This window comes from Kaistella sp. (genome assembly GCF_049588135.1).
Taxonomy (GTDB): Bacteria; Bacteroidota; Bacteroidia; order Flavobacteriales; family Weeksellaceae; genus Kaistella.
The window spans coordinates 1-20,348 of the sequence record NZ_JBAVFG010000224.1; the positions used below are offsets into that span (position 1 = coordinate 1).

The window sequence follows — 20,348 nt, forward strand, 5'->3', positions numbered from 1 at the left end:
TCACAGAAGCTTATCCAAACTATGTAAAAGCAGGAATTCCGAATTTATTTAATATCAATGAAAAAGATATTTTGGAAGGAAAAATAAATCTGGCAAAAGAAATTGCGCTTTCTACAAAACCCGACGGCGTTTTGGCGGCCGTGAAAGGCATGATCGCAAGAACCGACAAAATAAAGGTGATAGAAAATTTTGAAGGAAAAATTCTCGTCATCGCCGGAAAACACGATAACGCCGTGAAAACCGATTTAACTTTAAAAAATCTTCCCGATAAAACCAATATTAAATCTTATCTTTTAGATTGCGGACATAATGGGCATTGGGAAAAACCGAGTATTTGCGCGGAAATAATCAATACAGAATTGTTGCATAACTTACCGAAAAATTTGATTTTTTAAAATTTTTCAACATTAAGAAGAATCAATAAAATTGATTTAAGCTTACTGCTCCATAATTCATCTTGGTGAATCTTAAAAATTAAAAAGCATATTTGTCCTTAAAAACTCAATAGCCTCCTTAATGGTTTAAAATTTTTCTAAAAATTAATCAAATTCAATGATGGAAATACTATCGAAAATCTTAATCGGAATCGTGGCTTTAGAACATCTTTATATCTTGTATATGGAAATGTTTGCTTGGGAAACTTTGGGCAAAAAAACTTTTAAAGGATCGTTGAAAGACGAACTTTTCAAACCCACAAAAAGCTTAGCAGCAAACCAAGGTTTGTACAACGGCTTTCTTTCGGCGGGTTTAATCTGGTCTTTATTAATTTCTAATGAAATTTGGGAGAAAAATGTGTCACTATTTTTCCTCGGATGCGTGATTGTTGCAGGAATTTATGGTGCGATAACCGCTTCTAAGAAAATATTTTTTGTTCAAGCTTTGCCTGCGATTTTGGCTTTGGTGGTTTTGTTATTGAAGTAATTTTAAAAATTTTCTCCCTCAATTTTTTCCTTAAAATCCACAATCGTTTCTTCGATGGTTTTCATGTATTTTCCACCAGCTGCATTAATGTGTCCACCACCATTAAAGTACTTTCTGGAAAACTGATTGACATCAACATCATCTTTGGAACGGAAAGAAATTTTGATGAAATCATCATATAAATCTTCCATAAAAAATGCAGAAACCTGAGTTCCCATGATGCTTAAACCGTAATTTACAAAACCTTCGGTGTCGCCTTTTTGGAATCCAAATTCTTTCAGTTCGTCGCGTTTTAACCAAAGAATGGCGACTTTTCCGTCTTTTACTACTTCGATTCTTCCCAGAATTAAAGCCAGCAAATGAAGTCGAGAAACTGTATTCGTATCCCAAGTGTTGGAAGTAATCATCGCAGGATCTGCGCCTTTTTCAATTAAATTTGCCACGATTCGGTGCGTAGTTGCACTTGTGGAACGAAAACGGAAACCGCCGGTATCGGTCATAATTCCGGTATAAAGACATTCTGCAATATCTTGGTTCACCAAATTTTCTTCATTGAGTTCTTGAATAAAATGATACACCATTTGCGAAGTCGCCGGAATAGTCACGTCAGAATATACATAATCAAAAGCATCAGGTTGTTGATGATGATCGATCAATATCTTTTTAGCTCTGGCTTTTTCGAGCCAAGATCCAACCAAATTCCCACTTCGATGAGATGCATTAAAGTCCAAAACAAAAATGACATCGGCATTGTAAATCGCTTCTCCCGCTTGTTTTCTTTTGTAATCTGCAATAATGACTTGTTTGGATTCTGGCATCCATTTCAAAAATTTCGGGAAATCGTTGGGAACGATAACGTCGGCCTCTAACCCTTTCTGTTTCAGAAAATGTTTGAGTCCCAAGCTCGAACCAATTGCGTCTCCATCAGGATTATAATGGGTAATAATCACGATTTTATGATCGGGAGTTAAGAGTTTTTGGATTTCTGAAATTTCGGAAGAAGTAAACATGAATTGGGATTTTTTTTAAGAAGAGCAAAGATAGGTTTTGTTTTTATTTTTAGGCAATTCACTTGCAAAAAAACTATTAAAGTAAAACCATAAAAGCAAATTGAAATCTGTTGATCTAATACCAATAGGTGACTTCTCTAGCGCAATATTAGTTGATAAGAACAAGTTTTGACTAAAGCCAATTATTCGGTTCATCTCCTCGTCAGGCAAACCCCAACACAATCCATTCAATTCTATATCATTAATAATCAACTTTCTAAAAACTAACAATAATCAAATTTTGGCTTAAAGCTTGAGTTTCGACTTACTTTACAATAAAAAGGAATTTACATTCGTGTTTATTTTTTTGATTCTCTCAATAATATTTAAAATATTGCTTGCAATAAATAAAAAGTTTCCTATATTTGCAATCTGAAAAATAAGATATAGTTTTTACTAAAAAATATAAGCAATGAGCAAGAGAACCTTCCAACCATCAGAAAGAAAGAAAAGAAACAAACACGGTTTCAGAGAAAGAATGTCAACACCAAACGGTAGAAGAGTTTTGGCGGCAAGAAGAGCAAAAGGCAGAAAGAGTTTAACTGTAAGTGCACAGCGCGCTAAGAGATAATCTTTGAAATTATCATAACAGATTATGCTTGAAAAGTTATTTTTCAAGCATTTTTCGTTGTTAAAATTTGCTAAAGTGTACGCTCAAAAGAAAGATTTTTTTTACTTTTGAAGAGCTATTGCAGCGGCACCATTTCATCAATAACAATCAAACACGATATGCCACATACTTATCAGGAAGGTCAAGATGTAATCCATCTAAAAAATGCGAAAATTGCGCAGAAAAATTTCACTGTACTTAATGAAGTTAACCTTAATATTAAAAAAGGGAGATTCTGTTATCTCATCGGGAAAACAGGTTCGGGGAAAAGTTCATTATTAAAAACACTTTACGGACATATCCCACTCAGTTCTGGACAAGGAAATATCGCAGGATTTGATTTGGCAAAATTGAGACCCTCAGACATTCCGAATTTAAGAAGAAAATTAGGCATCGTTTTTCAAGATTTTCAGTTATTACCAGACAGAACCGTTGAAAAGAATTTAAAATTCGTACTCGAAGCGACTGGCTGGAATGATAAGACCAAAATCGACGACCGAATTAATGAGGTTTTGGCAAGTGTTGGAATGAAATCCAAAAAGCACAAAATGCCACACGAACTTTCTGGTGGGGAACAACAACGTATCGCGATTGCTAGAGCACTTTTGAATCACCCAGAATTAATTTTAGCCGATGAACCTACAGGAAACCTAGATCCTGAAACTTCGAACGAAATTATGACTTTGTTGAAGCAAGTAGCTTTTGAAAACAATTCTGCCGTGGTAATGGCGACCCACGATTATCACATGATTCAAAATTTCCCTGGTGAAGCCATCCGATGTGAAGACGGGAAGGTTTCTGTTTTAGACACCGCTGAACTTTTTGAATAAATTTTAGAACAAATTTTAAACATAAAAATTCCTGTAATTAAATTATTACAGGAATTTTTTATTTGATGAGGAATTTTCTTTTATCCTTTAAACTGTCCCATTGCAATAAATTTATCTTGTCTTTGGGTTTCCAATTCTTTTCCAGTGAATTTAGAGAAGGCTTTGATGTTCTGCAAGATCGATGCTTTTAAATGATCGAAAGCTACTTGAGGTTCATAATGTGCGCCACCAAGTGGTTCCTCCACAATTCCATCAATGAATTTTTCTCTTAAAGCATCTTGTGGTGTTAATTTTAAAGCATTGGCTGCATCTTCTTTATGATCCCAATTTCTCCAAAGAATTGATGAACAACTTTCTGGTGCAATAACCGTGTACCAAGTGTTTTCGAGCATATACACTTTATTTCCAACGCCAATTCCTAATGCTCCGCCACTCGCTCCTTCGCCAATAATATAACAGAAAATAGGAGTTTTAAGCATCGTCATTTCAAAAATATTTCTTGCAATCGCTTCACCTTGTCCACGTTCTTCAGCTTCTAAACCTGGATAAGCTCCTGGAGTGTCAATTAAAGAAATTACAGGAATTTTAAATTTCTCTGCTAATTTCATTAATCTTAAAGCTTTTCGGTATCCTTCGGGATTAGACATTCCGAATCTTCGGAATTGTCTTTCTTTGGTTGTTCTTCCTTTTTGGGTTCCGATAATCATTACTCTTTGTCCGTCAATCGTTGCCAAACCGCCAATCATTGCAGGATCATCCGCAAAATTCCTATCGCCATGCAATTCTAAGAAACTGTCTTTATCAGTAATTCCTTTAATAAAATCTAAAGTATAAGGACGATCTGGATGCCGAGAAAGTTGTACTCTCTGCCACGGTGTAAGATGATGATAGATCTCTTTTTTCTTTTCTATAATTTTATCTTCGATTTGCGAGCAGGCGAGTTTCACATCTACCCCACTTTCTTCGCCCACCAATGAACAGGTTTGATACTGATCCATCAGTTCTTTCACAGGAAGTTCAAAACTTAAATATTCCATTTTTGTAATTAAAAATTATGTTCAAATTTAGGGAAAAATATAGGAAATTAGGAAATATTATTCACCGCATTTTTTATTCTGGCGATAGTTTCTTCTTTTCCAAGGATTTGCATAATATCGGGAACATCTGGCCCTTTCAATTCGCCCACTAAACTTAGTCGAAGTGGCATCATCACTTTTCCCATTCCTAAACCTTTGTTTTCGGCAAAGTCGTGGATTAATTGTTTTAAAATTTCAGGTTCGAACGCTTCGACTTCGCTCAGCAAGACAGAAAATTCATTTAAAACAGAAATGGTTTCTTCATTCCAAGCTTTTTTTACTGCTTTTTCGTCGTAAGAAGTTGGTGCTTCGAAAAAGAATTTTCCGCCTTCGTAAATATCTTTCACAAAAGTGGCTCTTTCTTTCATTAAAGAAATGATTCTCAGTAATTTTTCGTCGCTCGAATCTGCGAGATTGATTCCTTCAACATTCTTTAATAATGATAAAACCTCATCATCAGATTTTGCTCTTAAATATTCACTATTGAACCATTCTGCTTTTTCTTTATTAAATCTTGCACCGGCTTTATGCACTTTATGCAAATCGAATTCCTGAACCATTTCCGCCAAAGTCAAAATCTCTTTGTCGTTTGCAGGACTCCAACCCAAAAGCGCAACCATGTTGATAAACGCACCTGGAAGATAACCTTCTTCTCTGTAGCCTTTTGAAATATTTCCGGTTTCAGAATCTTTAAAATTTAATGGAAATACCGGGAATCCGAATTTATCGCCATCTCTTTTGCTGAGTTTTCCTTTTCCTTCGGGTTTTAGAATTAAAGATAAATGCGCAAATTCTGGTCTTTCCCAACCCATAGCTTCATATAATAAATAGTGCAAACCAAGCGATGGAAGCCATTCTTCGCCACGAATAACATGAGAAATTTCCATTTCGTGATCGTCAACAATATTGGCAAAATGGTAAGTGGGCATTCCGTCGTTTTTTACCAAAACTTTATCGTCTAACGTATTGGTATTCACAGAAGTTTTTCCACGGATGATGTCTTCCAGATTCAAAACTCTGTCCACCGGCATTTTGAAACGCACAACATGTGGAACTTTTTCATCGACTAACTTTTGAACTTCTTCTTTTGAAAGGGTCAAAGAGTTTTTTAGTCGGTTTCTTGTAATATAATTATAAGCAAAAACTTCCCCGTTTTTTTCAAACTCATTTCGCACTTCATCCAGTTCTTCCGGCGTGTCAAATGCCAAATACGCATAATCCGTTTTTAGAAGTTCAACCAAGTGTCTATCGTAAATATCGCGTCTTTCGGATTGTCGGTACGGAGCAAATTTTCCGCCGTGTTTCGGGCTTTCATCGGGAATAATCCCGCACCATTCCAGCGCTTCCATGATATACTCTTCGGCACCTTCCACATATCTTGCGGTATCGGTATCTTCTATTCTTAAAATAAATTCACCGCCTTGGTTTTTGGCGAAAAGATAATCGTATAAAGCAGTTCTCACTCCTCCTAAATGTAAAGGTCCGGTTGGACTTGGTGCAAAACGCACTCTAACTTTGCTCATTTTTAAAAAAATATTAAGTTGCAAATTTAAAGAAAAAAACGGTGTTTCATCTGTTTATTTTTATTGCTTTGAATGGTCGGATAAAGGACAAGAAAAGTAGGAAAAGATCACTCATAGATGCTTAATAGATACTCCATGGATAGTTCATGAGGAGTTCATGAAAACGAAATCATCAAAAACAAATAGTTTAACTAAAAAAACAAATTCCAAAATTCCTTAAAAATATAAATGGGCCTTTAAATCTGGTTAATTCCTTCATTAAATCTTAATGTTGACAAAAATTATGGATTGAGATTTAATCCCCAGCTTTATTCTTTATTCTTATTTTCCTATATATCAAATTCTGAAAAGCTTGTTTGATAAAATTACTTATTTTTGCATTATAAATAACGCTGTATATGTTAGAAATCGGTGACAGACCTTGGGGAAAATATTATGTTTTAGCAGATGAACCTCATTATAAATTAAAGAGAATTGAAGTAAATCCTGATCAGCGATTGTCTTATCAGTTTCATCATCACCGTCAAGAATTCTGGACAATCGTTGAAGGTGAAGCGGTTGTAACTTTAGATGGAAAAGAAATTGTTGTAAAATATGGTGAAAGTATTTTCATTCCGCAAGGTTCAAAACATAGAATTGAAAATAGAGGTTCTGAACTTTTAATTTTTGTTGAAGTACAAACTGGAACTTATTTCGGTGAAGATGATATTGTGAGGCTGGATGATGATTATGATAGGAATTAAAACCTTATAAACTAAAACATGACTCATCCAATAAATAAGCAGCGTATATTATTATTTTTGCTTCTGTACTTTTCATTTTCTTGTTCAAAACAAGAAGAAAGATTATTTGCAGTAAACGTTGAGCCTATCTCGGACGTTAAAGATTATGATGAAGTTATTGATTATTTAACTGATATTGGAACCGTTAATATTAATGTACTTGCAAACAGCAACTATCCTGGAATAAACAATCCTGCCCTTATCAAAGATATTAATGCCCCAAATTTCGGATATTGCCATCCTGATGTTCAATATTTCCCGAATGGTTTTAATGGATATAAATACTGGATGGTTTTTACACCCTATTTCGGAACTATCGGAACAGAACAGGATTCTAAAAAGTACGAAAACCCAACCATCGTAGTTTCTAATGATGGATTAAATTGGAGTCCGCCAAATGGAATCTCAAACCCTCTTCAAAAAACACTATCTCCAAACGAAAGCTTTCCCGAAAAAAAAGATGAACCCAAACAAGGCTTTTGGTCTGATGTAGATATGATGTTTGAAAACAGAAAATTTTCTTTGTATTACCGAGGAAGTTTTGTGAAAGCTTCAGCTTTTCTATCAAGAGGAGCAAAAAGCCAAAACAATACACAAAAACTATTGAATAACGCTCAAAGAACCATTGTTAGACAAACATCAGCCGACGGAATACATTGGAATCCTCTTGAAGTTGCCTATACAAGTAATCCTCCTTTTTCCCCAAAAAATAATCATATTATTTCTCCAAGTTTCATTTTTAATGGAAAAGATTATGGGAGTTATGAAGTGGAAAACAATATTAGTCCGAACTTCCCGGGCAATGATCCTTCCTACATTATTAGAAGAACATCTAATAATGGCTTAGATTTTTCAAAATTTAAACAAAGCATTGTTGTAAATTTCATGAACAAACCTTGGGTAAAAGAAAATCCAGCATTTGCACCATGGCATATTCAAGCAACTTATGTAGATGGTTACTATTTTTTGTGCATTGCTGCAGGCGATGTGAAAAAATATACGGCAGACAGTCTTTATTTAGCATTTTCTAAAGATGGCATTAATTTTAAAGTCCTTCCCGAACCTTTGGTTGAGCATCATGCTTATAGATCCTCCGTATTTCCGATGACCACAACCGATGATGTTATCAATTTCGGTGCAATTATTGCCTACAAATCTGGAGTATTCAAATATCGAGAATTTCAATTGAATAAACAGAAAATAGACGAAAGCCTAATAAAATAGTAACAATTAATGAATGTCGAGAAAAATACAATTCTTGTTTCCGTCATTATACCTATTTATAATGTTGAAAAATTTTTAGCTGAAACGATTGAAAGTGTTCTTCAACAAAGCCTTGTTGATTTTGAATTAATTTTGGTAAATGATGGAAGCAGCGATTATTCGCCGAAAATTTCTGAAAACTATCAGCAAAAAGATAGGGGAATTAAATATTTCTCCCAAGAAAACTCAGGGGTTTCTGTTGCCCGAAATGTAGGATTATCAAAAGCTATCGGAGAATATATTTTCTTTTTAGATTCAGACGACACTATTGATTCGGATTTTCTTAAAACGAATTATGAAACCGCAAAACTTAATGATAGCGATATTGTAATTGTGGGAGAATATTTCAAAAAACGAATGCCAAACGTAATGGCATTGCCAACTTGCGCACAATTCATAAGATTAGATTTTTTAAAGAAATTTCCTAATGTAAAATTTCCCGAAAATATTCAGCCAGGAGAAGACGGGCTGTTTTCTTCCTCTAATTGACGTAAACGTCGAAGTTCTGTAATCCCTAAACCTCCGAATTTCTTTTTCCAATTGTAGAAAGTCGCTTCACTTATACCCATTTTACGACAAATTTCTTCAACTTTCGCTCCCGTTTCAGACTGCTTCAATGCAAAAATAATCTGACTCTCTGTAAATCTGCTCTTTTTCATTAGATTTTTCTTTGTTTAAAATTAATTATTTCTCGAAAAATCTCTACTTTTAATTGATCCTGTTTTTTGGAAAAAGGTCATTTCCATTTGCGAACAATACTCGCATCCAAACCTACTTCTTGCGCTACTGAGTGGATTGACAGATCGTTTTTATTAATCTTCTCCACACAACTCACCTTAAATTCTAAACGATATTTTGATTCTCCCATAAATAAAAATGCCCCTAAAAAGTGTCTAATTTTTTGGGGGCAGTCCATTGTTATTCGGATTTTTTTTATTGAGTTTACTTAATAAGCATAAAAAGCAATGCTTTCATAAACATATCCTTGAGGTGTTCCTGAATTTGTTGAGTAATAATGATCACCTCTTGAATTATAAAACAAGTATACAGGACGTGTTCCAGTAACTTGCGTTTTGTATGCATAAAAGTATATACCTTCATAGATATATCCTTGAGGTGTTCCTGGATATGTTGAATAATAATGATCTCCGCTTCCATTGTTGTAAAACATATATACTGGTTCTGAATTAGGAACTTTATAGTTAAATGTTTTAAATGCAATTCCCTCAGACCAATAGCCATTTGGAGCCTGTGAACCATTATAATAAAAATGGTCACCATATGAATTATAAAATTGATATGTAGGCACTGGAATGTAGTCTAATTTAACTTGATTGTCAATTAAATACTGATCTACATAAGCTTTTATTTGTGCTTTCTTAACGGGATCAGTAATTAAATCATAAATCAGAACTAAACCATATTTACCAAAATCTACTAATACAGAATTATCAGGAGTTGAACTATTTTGCCAATTTGAGAGATTAATTTTAGGATTAGTTTGGTCTAAATTTAATTCACCAACGAGACCATATGTGGGATTCCCCCCTCTTGTCCTGTAAGATAATTTTTTACTGTAATTCATTGATGAAGAAGAGATATCAACATCATTACTAACATCAACATCAAAAACATCCTTTATTCCTGTTTTCACCCCAATTTTGGAAGCGTATTCTCTGTTTTGGTTTGAGGTTTCACATTGAAATTTAATATCCATTTTTGCCCCTATATAAATATCTAAAAGCACATGAGTACCATATTGTTGTACCAATTGTTGAGGGGTATGAGATATTAAATCATCTTTAAAATCTTGAGTCAGATAATTTTTTAAAACATCTGCTGTAGAATTAAATCTATATCTTTTTTGTTTAATTGTTAAATCATAGCTTCCATAAATATATTTTGCATCAAAATTATTTGATGTAGTTGTTGTACTAGAAAATGAAGAGGATAAAGTAGATTTAAAAAGAGGTAAAGAAAAGCCTACATCTACTTTTGTGGTTACTTTTTTAGAATAAGTTTCTGCATTTTCACCATATTCTTCTAAATAAACTTGTGATAAAGGATATTCCGTAAGAACTCTTGTAGGATAATCTATTTTGAACTTATCAATATCTATAACTTGATTTCCTGCAGAATTTTCATTTGCATAGTCTTCAGTTACATCATAACCAGAACCCAAATAATTGTAAGTAGGATAGTAAACCGCATTGTTATTTTTGACAACTTTTTTGTTTACCTTAGAATCGGAAATTTCCTTTTCTTGTGTTGAAGAAATATCTTCTCTATTACAAGAAGATAGTGATAAAGTAACAAATACTATAAAAGCACTTGTTTTTAAAATTTTTTTCATGAATATGTTTTTTAAAATTTAATTATACAATAATAAAAAGAATTTTAACAAATTTAACAAAAATTTAGGAATATAATTAGTATTTTTGCGACTAAACCAAATCGTATTATGAATAACATTGTGAGCAAAAATATTAGAAAGTATAGAAATTTGAAAGGTTTTAGCCAAGAATATTTGGCTGAAAAAATGAACCTTACCCAAAGTGCTTATGCAAAAATAGAAAACAATGACACTAAATTAACCATTGATCGATTAAATGAAATATCTAAAATTTTAGAAATTGATATCGCCAATTTATTAGAACAAAAAACGCCTAATATTTACAATATCTATAATAATGAGATTGTAAATATTGAAAACAAAGAATTACTAAAGGAACTTTTGGAAACTAAAAATCAATTAATTAATATATTACAGAAAGATTCTAAAAATTAAATAATCATCTGAGTAATATTTAGAAATATTTCGCATCACCTCCTAATCTAAAAAATAAAATCTGCAACAATTTAAGAGCCTGTTTAAATTTTATTCAAATATTTTTATATGGTTGATTTTCAATGATTTTTGATATTGTCAAAAATCAATTAATAGGTCAATAAAATTGATTTTAATTTAGAATAAACACTAAAAATTGACACTTTTAGCTGTTTGGATTGGCTATACAAAAATTTTAATTTAGAAATTTGAACAGGCTCTAAATCATAAATATTTTTCTCAGCAATAAAATTTCTGTTCAATTAGTAAAAATCGGTCATACAAATAATTTTATCAACTAATTTTGGCTATTTAAATATATAATTTTTTAGCTGAAAAATAGATCTAAATAAGCTTTTTTCTGTTTTTCCTCAGAAAAATTATTTTTTAGTGTATTATATGCATTTTCACTAAGTGAATTAAGTATATTCCTATTTTCATCAAGATTTTTAATAGTTTTAATAAATTTTTCAATTATTGTTTCTAAATCTTCAGGTATATTTTTCAATTGATTATTAGGAAACCATTTTTCATTCTTCGTGTAACGGTGTGGAATATTAATATATCTTTCTACGCTTGAATCATCAAGTAGAATCCCATTGTTATTTCTATTATTTACAAACGATGAAATTTCTCCCACATCTGTGGATATAGGTACAGTTCCGAAAGCCATTCCTTCTAATATCACCATAGGTAAACCTTCTCTAAATGAGGTAATCAGAAGAACATCGTTATCTATGTAATACCTATTGAGTTCTTCTTTAATATTAATACTTCCTATTATATTTATGTTTGAATAAGAATTCTCAATATTTTCAAAATCACCAATTACGGTGAAAAAAGCATTTACTTTCCTTTCATAACATCTCTTAGCAATCTCAAAAAAAACTTCGGGTCTTTTTTCAAAACTATTACGCGAAACAAAAAGCACTTTGAGACCTTCATTTAAGGGCTTTATTGTAAAGAAATTCGGTATTTGTACTGCATTACTAATAATAACTATCCGTTCTAAAAAATTTAAATCAATACCATGTTTCAGATACAGATTTTGATAATCATTATATGTTCTTTGCCCCAAAATAACCCTTCTGTGGATTTTATGAACGAATGGAAGGCTAAATTTCTCTACTGAATGAGGATCCTCATAAGAAAACGCATGTGTTAAATCTATAATTTTCACTTTGGTATCATCTAAATATCCAATAAGATTATAAAAAAATCTGTTATTACATCCAAAAACAATAGGATTTTTTCTATTATTAATTTTTTTAGCTAATGACTTTATATAAGATTCATATTTTAAACTTTTGTATTTTCCCAAATCAATAAGTTGTGTAACCTTTTCGAACTCCTCTTTAAGAAAATCATTATCAGATTTGTGAATAACAAAGCAAGAAGTAGAATACTTTTCAAAGATTTTTAAAATATCCAAATGAACTGTTTCACCACCGCCAAAATGGTAGAAGGGAAAGAAAAAAATAATATCGTTAAGTTTTTTTATCTGTTTTCTGAATTTCGGAAATTCAAAAAGATATGTAATTTTTGTACTTTTCATTTTAAGAAATAGGAGATTTTAAAGACATTCATTATTTTTCTAAGACTATTCACTGGATTACGAAAGAAATATTTTTGAATCGTATTAAAGTCTTGTAAAGATAATTTATTAATCGTTTTGTAATAGAGATCATTATTTTTAGAGAGAATATGCTCATTTCCTAAAGGAATGTAGTTGTTTTTTAAAGCTGAGTCTAATCTGGAAATTACTTGATCACTTAATTTAAATCGGTCTCTAATCGCAAAGTCTAAAAATATTTTTTTAATATAAACTGCATACCAATTTGCAATGATATTGAAGCGTTTGTGCTGAGAATATTTTTTTAAAATCTCTTCCATAATTTGAATGTAGGATTCTAAATTTCTGTCACCTACATTTTTTGTAATAGAATCCTGATTATCAATTCTATAAAAATAAGTTTCGTTATTTATGAATTTTACATTCTGAGCTAACAACATAGTTTCAAAAAACCACAATTCATCTTCATGTAAAATACCAGATTTGAAACGAATCTCATTTTTATCAATAAAATATTTTTTATACAATCTATTTTGCGCAACTGGTGTAAGACCAGTTTCCATCGTTCTAAGTAAAACTTCAAAATGATTATTCTCGAAGGTGATTGTGCCTTCTTTTGGATGTAGTAATTGAGAAACCCTGTTGATATTGTCATTAGAAAAAGTCGAAGCTATAGTAACGCCCGTAATGATATCATTATTTTGAAAAGAAGAAACCAAAGTGCTGATTGCATCATTACTCAAAATATCATCCGAATCCAAAAAGAACAGAAATTCTCCGTTTGCATTATTGATTCCTTTATTTCTTGTGGCAGAAAGTCCCAAATTTTCTTGGGTGAAAACACGAATTCGGCTTTCTTTAGTTTCAAAATCATTTATTAAATCGAAAGTATTGTCCTTGCTTCCGTCGTTGATTAAAATACATTCCCAGTTTTCATAATCTTGTAATATCACAGAATTGATGCATGCTTCCATATATTTTTCAGCATTATAACAAGGAACAATAATAGATACAAGCGGTTTTTCTATCATTTTTTAGAAATTAATTTCGTGTAAAGATTTGGGTAATAATAGTATAATCTTATATATAAAAAATATTCTACACCGATGTCTTTAATGGAATATTTAAGAAACGATTTAAAGGATTGTCGAATTTTTTCCTTTTCCGGCTGCATTTCTTCCTTCGTCGTATTTCGGAGAATACGCTTAAGAACCATCAGAAGTTTTTTAATTATATTTTTTGTGATCTTCCCTTGATTTTTGAGCGGTGTTGTACTTTGCCAAAATTTGAAAACCTCCATTATCGCCAAATAAAAATAATAAGCCGTTTCAGGAGAAAGATTGTGAGAAAGACTATCGTCATGTTGTATATAATGATAAAGCTGGTCATTGGATCTAACAACCTTTACGGCTTTATCGAAAATCTTGAAAAGAGTTGAATAATCTTCAAAACATTTCAAATTTTCAGGGAAGCTTACATTTTTTAAAAAGTCGGCTTTATATAATTTGCCCCAAGGATGGCTTTGCATCACTTTATCTTCCAATAAAAGGGCTAAAGCTCTTTTTCCATCAAATATTTTCTCATCGGAAATAGGTTTATTAAAAATTATATTTCCGTTTTTATCTTCATAAGAAGCTTCTATAATGGCAATATCCGCATTTTCGGTAACAAGTAAATGATATAGCTCGGAACAATAATTCGTTTCAACCCAATCATCAGAATCTACAAAACAAATATATTTTCCAGTTGCTGTTTTCACGCCTTTATTTCTCGCTTTTGAAACGCCCGAATTATCCTGTTTAAAAACTTTAATTCGTTCATCTTTACTTTGAAAGTCTTTATAGATTTTTGAAGTTCCGTCAGTGGAGCCATCATCAACCATAATGATTTCTAAATTATTATAAGATTGTTGAATGACAGAATTCAAACATTTTTCTAACGTCTGTTCGGCATTATAACAAGGAATGATTAGACTTATCAGCGGATAATTATTCATAAGAATTGCAATTGGCTAATACTTGAGTTTATATATGAAGAAAAATCATTTGTTTATACTTTTTGCATAAAACAAAGATTTTTACATACAGCCATGCTTGCCAGATATTTTATGTTGCAATTTAATAGAAAATATTAAGCCAAACAAATTTTTAATATTCGTTGTTTTATACTAAATTTGACCAGAAAAGCACAATTTCAGTATGCTACTAAAGGCTTTTAAATGAAAATTTCATCCACATGAATATAGTATATTTAGTATTTGGCAATAATATGAATCACTATCAGCAAGTATATTTTTCAATATATACAGCCTTTGCTTGTAAAAATATTGAAGATAGAATTATCGTTATTACTGAAGATCCTTCATTGTTTAGCTCTCTTGAAGATAACATAGAAATAATACTAATCAACAGAGATATTATAAAAGAATGGGAAGGAAAATATCATTTTTTTTGGAGGGTTAAAATTAAGGCGCTTCAGCTGATTGCCCAAAAATATCCAATGGATTCTATTCTGTATTTAGATGGCGATACTTTCTTTTATCAGAACATGGATATTCTACGTAATGATCTAATAAATGGTAAAAATCACATGCACATCGAAGAAGGAAAACTTTCCACACTTTCTTCGAAAACCGAAAAAATGATGTGGCAGCAAATGAAAGGAAAAGTCTATCATAATATTAAAATAGATGAAAATTCCGCAATGTGGAATGCAGGACTCATTGGGATTTCCAGCAAACATTTCGATTGCTTGGAGTTAACTTTAGGAATTAATGATGCGATGTGTGCGCATGGCGTAACAAGAAGACTTATAGAACAGCTTGCTTTCTCCATGGGACTGAACGAATATTCGGCATTGCAACCTGCGGATCATATCGTGGGTCATTATTGGGGAAATAAAAAACAATGGAACAAAATTATTGATCATTTTCTGAAAGAATGCTTTATGAAAAATTATTCTTTTGATCACATCATAGAATGCGTAAAAGAAATGGATCTTACCCAAAATCCGATTCGAGTTAAGGAATCCAATACTCAAAGAAAACTTAGAAACTACATTGATATTTTTTTTAAGAACAAAAAACCTGTTTATGTAAGCAAATAATATTCTTTTTTGGTAACAAAAAATGGTTGGAAGAAATTCCGACCATTTTTAGATATATCAATTACTTTTTGTTTTTCAGTGCTCTGTAGCTTTCATTAACATAAAGGCTTTGCAGGTAGCTTATTTTCAGTCCGTCAATTCCGTCCAAAATACCTAATTTTAAAAAATAGGTTTTTACAAACTTGAATACAACTTTGCTGTAATGAATAATGATCGAATATTTCTTTCCTTTATCGGCAAGTTCACTTCCTTTTAATAAACCGTAATAAAGCATTTTCTTTTTGAATTGCTCAAAACTCTCAAAAGAATAATGCAAAAGTTTATGCTTAAGAACACCAATACTTCCAGTAACAACCAAAGTTTCGTGTACTTTTTTGTTGTAATCATAATATGCTTTAGATTTTCGAAATAACCGGAAATTCTTATCATTCTGCGTTCCTGAAAAATTTATTTTTTTCTCCCCAACAAAAAAAGTACGGTGAAAATAATAAGCATCTTTTGCATCAGGACTTTCCACAGTCACGATAATTTCTTTTTCGAGTTCCAGTGTCGTTCTTTCATCTCCGTCGAGGAAGAGAACCCAATCATTTTTCGCAGAATCAAGAGCAATATTTCTCTGTTTTGTAAAATCTTCGAATGTATTCAGAATGATTTTTACTTTAGGATTTTGAGAAGCTATTTCTAAAGTTTTATCGGTACTGAATGAATCAACAATAATAATTTCATCACAGAAGTCAAAACAATCAAGAATTTCCTGAATATTTTTTTCTTCATTAAAAGTGATGATCAGTCCACTGATTTTTTCTTTCAATTCCAAATTTTAATTTTTCTTATACTCCAACACCGTTTTTTCGATAATCGAAACACAGTCTAAAAGTTGCTCTTCTGTAATTACCAAAGGGGGTGCCAATCTGATAATATTACCGTGAGTCGGTTTTGCGAGCAATCCGTTTTCTTTTAATTTTACGCAAATATTCCATGCTGTTGAACTTTCAGGAGAATCATTGATGAGAATTGCGTTCAATAAACCTTTCCCACGAACGCCAGAAATTAAGTCTGTTTTTGCAATTAATTTCTGCATTTCTTTTCTGAAAAGTTGTCCCAATTCTTCGGCTCTTTCCGAAAGTTTTTCGTCTGCTACAACGTCTAATGCCGCAATAGCCACCGCGCAAGCCAAAGGATTTCCACCAAAAGTAGATCCGTGTTGACCAGGTTTAATGACGTTCATAATTTCGTTATTTGCCAAAACCGCCGAAACGGGATACATTCCTCCGGAAAGTGCTTTTCCTAAAACCAAAATATCAGGCTGTACATCTTCGTGATAGCAAGCGATCAATTTTCCGGTTCTTGCGATTCCGGTTTGTACTTCATCTGCAATGAAAAGAACATTATATTTTTCACAAAGTTCAGACGCAGCTTTTAAATATCCTGCATCTGGAACGTAAACTCCAGCCTCACCTTGAATGGGCTCTACTAAAAACGCTGCAATATTCTCTGCATCATTTTTTAAAGTTTCTTCTAAAGCATTAAGGTCGTTGTAAGGAATCTTGATAAAACCTGGCGTGAAAGGACCGTAATTTTTACTGGCGTCAGGATCATTAGAGAAAGAAACAATCGTCGTCGTTCTTCCATGGAAATTATTTTCACAAACGATAATTTTCGCTGCATTTTCAGAGATGCCTTTTACCTCATAACTCCATTTTCGTGCTAATTTTACGGCGGTTTCAACTGCTTCTGCACCTGAATTCATCGGTAATACTTTATCAAATCCAAAAAGCAAAGTTATTTTCTTCTCATATTCTCCTAAACTTGAATTGTGGAAAGCACGAGAGGTTAAAGCCAATTTCTTAGCCTGATCCACCAAAGCATCTACAATTTTCGGGTGCGAATGCCCCTGATTTACAGCAGAATAAGCAGACAGAAAATCGTAATATTTTTTTCCTTCAACATCCCAAACAAAAACACCTTCCCCTTTATCCAAAACCACTGGAAGTGGATGATAGTTGTGTGCGCCGTGTTCGTTTTCGAGGTCGATGTAATATTGGGAATTCTTTTGTTGAGTTGCTGTTGACATAACTTTGTACTTTACTTTTTTACAAATTTAAGGATAAAATTCGAAATCTAATTAAACAAAAAACTACCTGAAAAAAGGCAGTTTATATTTCAAATTTACATTGATTACGATGGATTCATTATTTTTAAATCTTTAATGTTGGCAAAATTTTTTCTGTTTTCAGTAATTAAAGTAAAATTATTTTTCACGGCTGTTGCAGCGATTATTGCATCTGGAGTTTTGATATTTTTCTTTCATCTAATTGAAATACTTAAATCACAAATATCATCATCTCATAAAATAACATTTGAAGATTGCACCAGTTCCTTTATAAGATCTTCAATGTGGTTTTCTGTTTTCCCACAAAAGTTCAATTTGGTAATGATACTTATATTAGGAGATTTATCAATTAAATTCGATATAAGTGCCATTTTTTCTTCGCTATATTTGTTAGAAATAAAGCCAGAGATAACATTGGTATCTAAAAGATAATTTACCATTCTTGTCTAATCGTTTTGATATGTTCGTTCAGATTTTCTGCTTGTTCTTTGCTGATGCTTGTTTTTAATTCGTTAGATAGTTTTTTAGTGGATTTTCTATCTTTTTTTTTAAAATTTTATCAACTTTAATTCTTCAAGCTTTTTTAACAAATCAACTGCTTTTATATCGTTAACTTCTATGGTGAAAGTATGATTCATTGTTTTTATGTTTGAAACAAAATTAAGATTTTTTTTGAAACCAATTTAAACAAAAAACTGCCCCAAAAAGAGGCAGTTTGTACTAAAAAAATAATTGAAATTAATTATCAAAACCTTTATCCATCACAAAATCTTCCATAAATTTTGTGGTATAATTTCCTGCGAGATAATCTTCGTTTTCCATCAATTGTCTGTGGAAAGGAATGGTTGTTTTTACGCCTTCAATATAAAATTCTTCTAAAGCACGTTTCATTTTTGCGATCGCTTCATCACGAGTTTGCGCAGTGGTAATCAACTTTGCAATCATCGAATCGTAATTAGAAGGAATGGTATAACCTGAGTAAACATGGGTATCTACACGAATACCGTGTCCTCCTGGAATATTTAATCCTGTGATTTTTCCTGGCGAAGGTCGGAAATCGTTATAAGGATCTTCAGCATTAATTCTACATTCAATGGAATGCAGTTTCGGGAAATAGTTAATCCCAGAAATTGCCGTTCCAGAAGCTAAAAGAATTTGCTCACGAACTAAATCAAAATCTACCACCTGTTCTGTTATTGGATGCTCTACCTGAATTCTGGTATTCATCTCCATGAAATAGAAATTACGGTTTTTATCAACCAAAAACTCGATGGTTCCTACTCCTTCATAACCGATATACTCAGCAGCTTTTACCGCAGCATCACCCATTTTCTGACGAAGTTCGTCGGTCATAAATGGCGATGGCGTTTCTTCTGTTAATTTCTGATTTCTCCTTTGTACAGAACAATCTCTTTCTGATAAATGACAAGCTCTTCCATATTGATCACCAGCAATTTGAATCTCAATATGACGAGGTTCTTCAATGAGTTTTTCCATATACATCCCACCGTTGCCAAAAGCAGCAACAGCTTCTTGAACTGCAGATTCCCAATGCTCTTTCATATCAGCTTCTTTCCACACTGCGCGCATTCCTTTTCCACCACCACCAGCAGTTGCTTTAATCATCACCGGATAACCGACTTCTTTCGCAATTTCTACAGCGTGTTCGTAAGAATCAATAAGACCGTCTGAACCGGGAACACATGGCACTCCTGCTTCTTTCATGGTCGCTTTTGCATTTGCTTTGTCTCCCATTCTATCGATTTGCTCCGGACTTGCACCAATAAATTTGATGCCATTTTTTTGGCAGATTCTAGAAAAATTAGCGTTTTCTGATAAAAATCCGTAACCCGGATGAATAGCATCAGCATTGGTAATTTCCGCAGCTGAAATGATATTCGGTATTTTAAGATAAGAATCTTTGCTCATCGGCGGACCTATGCATACCGCTTCATCAGCAAACCTCACATGGAGACTGTCTTTATCTGCAGTAGAATACACGGCAACGGTTTTGATTCCCATTTCTTTGCAGGTACGAAGAATTCGCATTGCAATTTCGCCTCGGTTGGCGATTAATATTTTTTTAAACATCTATTTAAATTTGAAAATTAGATAATTTGAAAATTAGATTATATGGTTCAATGATAGAAAAAAAATCTAACATCTAAAGTCTAACATCTAATATCTATTTAAGATGGATCTACTAAGAATAATGGTTGATCGTATTCTACAGGAGTTGCATCATCTACCAAAATTTTCACAATTTTACCTGAAACTTCAGATTCGATTTGGTTGAATAATTTCATCGCTTCGATTACACAAACTATTTTTCCGTTAGAAACTTCATCGCCAACGTTTACAAAAACGTCTTTGTCTGGAGAAGGTTTTCTGTAGAAAGTTCCAATCATAGGAGATTTAATGGTAACAAATTTACTATCATCAGAAGCTTGTTCTGAAGATGCTGTAGCAGCCGATGCAGCAGCTTGCGCAGGTGCAGCAGCAATTTGCTGAGGTGCAGTTTGGTAAACTGCAGGTTGCTGCATATAAGTCATTTCATTTCCTCCGAGCGGAGTTTTAATGGTGATTTCGAAATCTTTAGTTTTGTATTTTACTTCTGAAACCTCAGCTTTAGAGACAAATTTTATAAGATTTTGTATGTCTTTAATGTCCATATAA

21 protein-coding genes and 1 pseudogene are annotated in these 20,348 nt (G+C 32.5%); 9 read left to right on the forward strand and 13 right to left on the reverse strand.

The annotated features are described in order from the left end of the window. Both WBY99_RS12155 and WBY99_RS12160 read left to right on the forward strand, forming a co-directional pair. On the forward strand, positions 1 to 395 hold a 395-nt coding region (locus tag WBY99_RS12155; protein ID WP_423976603.1), incomplete at its 5' end, for an alpha/beta fold hydrolase. A gap of 160 nt (positions 396 to 555) precedes the next feature. Further along, positions 556 to 921, forward strand: coding sequence for a DUF1304 domain-containing protein (locus WBY99_RS12160; RefSeq protein ID WP_423976620.1), 366 nt, complete (start codon positions 556 to 558; stop codon positions 919 to 921). Positions 922 to 923: 2 nt separating this feature from the next. Here the strand turns inward: WBY99_RS12160 and WBY99_RS12165 are convergent, their stop codons facing one another. After that, entirely contained in the window at positions 924 to 1,931 is a 1,008-nt protein-coding gene (locus WBY99_RS12165) for a DHH family phosphoesterase (RefSeq protein ID WP_423976604.1), read from the reverse strand. A gap of 451 nt (positions 1,932 to 2,382) precedes the next feature. On the opposite strand from WBY99_RS12165, the gene rpmH reads away from it, so the two are divergent. Next, positions 2,383 to 2,541, forward strand: a complete 159-nt coding sequence (gene rpmH, locus WBY99_RS12170; RefSeq protein WP_076385307.1) for a 50S ribosomal protein L34 — start codon at positions 2,383 to 2,385, stop codon at positions 2,539 to 2,541. Between the two features lie 158 nt (positions 2,542 to 2,699). Then, positions 2,700 to 3,410 (forward strand): cell division ATP-binding protein FtsE, encoded by a 711-nt coding sequence (locus WBY99_RS12175; protein ID WP_423976605.1) that lies wholly within the window; start codon positions 2,700 to 2,702, stop codon positions 3,408 to 3,410. 80 nt (positions 3,411 to 3,490) lie between these two features. Here WBY99_RS12175 and WBY99_RS12180 read toward each other — a convergent pair whose 3' ends face one another. Together WBY99_RS12180 and gltX are read right to left on the reverse strand one after the other, a co-directional pair. Further along, positions 3,491 to 4,447 (reverse strand): acetyl-CoA carboxylase carboxyltransferase subunit alpha, encoded by a 957-nt coding sequence (locus WBY99_RS12180; RefSeq protein ID WP_423976606.1) that lies wholly within the window; start codon positions 4,445 to 4,447, stop codon positions 3,491 to 3,493. Between the two features lie 47 nt (positions 4,448 to 4,494). Then, entirely contained in the window at positions 4,495 to 6,009 is a 1,515-nt protein-coding gene (gltX, locus tag WBY99_RS12185) for a glutamate--tRNA ligase (protein ID WP_423976607.1), read from the reverse strand. A 398-nt stretch (positions 6,010 to 6,407) separates the two neighbouring features. Here gltX and WBY99_RS12190 point away from each other — a divergent pair, with 398 nt between their 5' ends. The 3 genes from WBY99_RS12190 to WBY99_RS12200 are packed head-to-tail and all read left to right on the forward strand — an operon-like array spanning position 6,408 to position 8,543. After that, positions 6,408 to 6,752 carry a phosphomannose isomerase type II C-terminal cupin domain gene (locus WBY99_RS12190; protein WP_423976608.1) on the forward strand — a complete coding sequence of 115 codons (345 nt, stop codon included), beginning with the start codon at positions 6,408 to 6,410 and terminating at the stop codon, positions 6,750 to 6,752. Positions 6,753 to 6,770: 18 nt separating this feature from the next. Further along, on the forward strand, positions 6,771 to 8,015 hold the full coding sequence (locus tag WBY99_RS12195) for a hypothetical protein (RefSeq protein ID WP_423976609.1): 1,245 nt from the start codon (positions 6,771 to 6,773) through the stop codon (positions 8,013 to 8,015). A 9-nt stretch (positions 8,016 to 8,024) separates the two neighbouring features. Then, positions 8,025 to 8,543: a glycosyltransferase family 2 protein gene (locus WBY99_RS12200; protein ID WP_423976610.1), complete on the forward strand. Its 519-nt coding sequence runs from the start codon at positions 8,025 to 8,027 to the stop codon at positions 8,541 to 8,543. On the opposite strand, the pseudogene WBY99_RS12205 reads toward WBY99_RS12200, so the two are convergent. After that, positions 8,525 to 8,713: pseudogene (locus WBY99_RS12205) on the reverse strand (transposase); the annotation flags it as partial. The gene WBY99_RS12200 and the pseudogene WBY99_RS12205 overlap by 19 nt on opposite strands. A gap of 287 nt (positions 8,714 to 9,000) precedes the next feature. Further along, entirely contained in the window at positions 9,001 to 10,407 is a 1,407-nt protein-coding gene (locus WBY99_RS12210) for an MAC/perforin domain-containing protein (protein WP_423976611.1), read from the reverse strand. A gap of 108 nt (positions 10,408 to 10,515) precedes the next feature. On the opposite strand from WBY99_RS12210, the gene WBY99_RS12215 reads away from it, so the two are divergent. Beyond that, positions 10,516 to 10,842, forward strand: a complete 327-nt coding sequence (locus tag WBY99_RS12215; RefSeq protein WP_423976612.1) for a helix-turn-helix domain-containing protein — start codon at positions 10,516 to 10,518, stop codon at positions 10,840 to 10,842. A 367-nt stretch (positions 10,843 to 11,209) separates the two neighbouring features. Here the strand turns inward: WBY99_RS12215 and WBY99_RS12220 are convergent, their stop codons facing one another. The 3 genes from WBY99_RS12220 to WBY99_RS12230 are packed head-to-tail and all read right to left on the reverse strand — an operon-like array spanning position 11,210 to position 14,450. Further along, the gene (locus tag WBY99_RS12220) at positions 11,210 to 12,436 is read right to left on the reverse strand and encodes a glycosyltransferase family 4 protein (protein WP_423976613.1); all 1,227 of its coding nucleotides are present in this window, start codon (positions 12,434 to 12,436) and stop codon (positions 11,210 to 11,212) included. Beyond that, positions 12,433 to 13,485: a glycosyltransferase gene (locus WBY99_RS12225; RefSeq protein WP_423976614.1), complete on the reverse strand. Its 1,053-nt coding sequence runs from the start codon at positions 13,483 to 13,485 to the stop codon at positions 12,433 to 12,435. The genes WBY99_RS12220 and WBY99_RS12225 overlap by 4 nt, the downstream gene beginning before the upstream one ends. Further along, positions 13,482 to 14,450: a glycosyltransferase family 2 protein gene (locus WBY99_RS12230; protein ID WP_423976615.1), complete on the reverse strand. Its 969-nt coding sequence runs from the start codon at positions 14,448 to 14,450 to the stop codon at positions 13,482 to 13,484. Before WBY99_RS12230 ends, WBY99_RS12225 begins: the two co-directional genes overlap by 4 nt. Before the next feature lie 239 nt (positions 14,451 to 14,689). On the opposite strand from WBY99_RS12230, the gene WBY99_RS12235 reads away from it, so the two are divergent. Next, a complete protein-coding gene (locus WBY99_RS12235) occupies positions 14,690 to 15,559 on the forward strand; it encodes a hypothetical protein (RefSeq protein ID WP_423976616.1) in 870 nt (289 codons plus the stop codon). Positions 15,560 to 15,620: 61 nt separating this feature from the next. Here the strand turns inward: WBY99_RS12235 and WBY99_RS12240 are convergent, their stop codons facing one another. The 5 genes from WBY99_RS12240 to accB form a co-directional block, all read right to left on the reverse strand. After that, positions 15,621 to 16,370 (reverse strand): glycosyltransferase family 2 protein, encoded by a 750-nt coding sequence (locus WBY99_RS12240; RefSeq protein WP_423976617.1) that lies wholly within the window; start codon positions 16,368 to 16,370, stop codon positions 15,621 to 15,623. Between the two features lie 9 nt (positions 16,371 to 16,379). Next, positions 16,380 to 17,633: an ornithine--oxo-acid transaminase gene (gene rocD / locus WBY99_RS12245; RefSeq protein WP_423976618.1), complete on the reverse strand. Its 1,254-nt coding sequence runs from the start codon at positions 17,631 to 17,633 to the stop codon at positions 16,380 to 16,382. A gap of 104 nt (positions 17,634 to 17,737) precedes the next feature. Continuing rightward, the gene (locus WBY99_RS12250; RefSeq protein WP_423976621.1) at positions 17,738 to 17,857 is read right to left on the reverse strand and encodes a hypothetical protein; all 120 of its coding nucleotides are present in this window, start codon (positions 17,855 to 17,857) and stop codon (positions 17,738 to 17,740) included. Positions 17,858 to 18,410: 553 nt separating this feature from the next. Beyond that, positions 18,411 to 19,763 (reverse strand): acetyl-CoA carboxylase biotin carboxylase subunit, encoded by a 1,353-nt coding sequence (gene accC / locus WBY99_RS12255; protein WP_423976619.1) that lies wholly within the window; start codon positions 19,761 to 19,763, stop codon positions 18,411 to 18,413. Between the two features lie 98 nt (positions 19,764 to 19,861). Further along, on the reverse strand, positions 19,862 to 20,344 hold the full coding sequence (gene accB, locus WBY99_RS12260; protein WP_423976622.1) for an acetyl-CoA carboxylase biotin carboxyl carrier protein: 483 nt from the start codon (positions 20,342 to 20,344) through the stop codon (positions 19,862 to 19,864). Between the last annotated feature and the right edge of the window lie 4 nt (positions 20,345 to 20,348).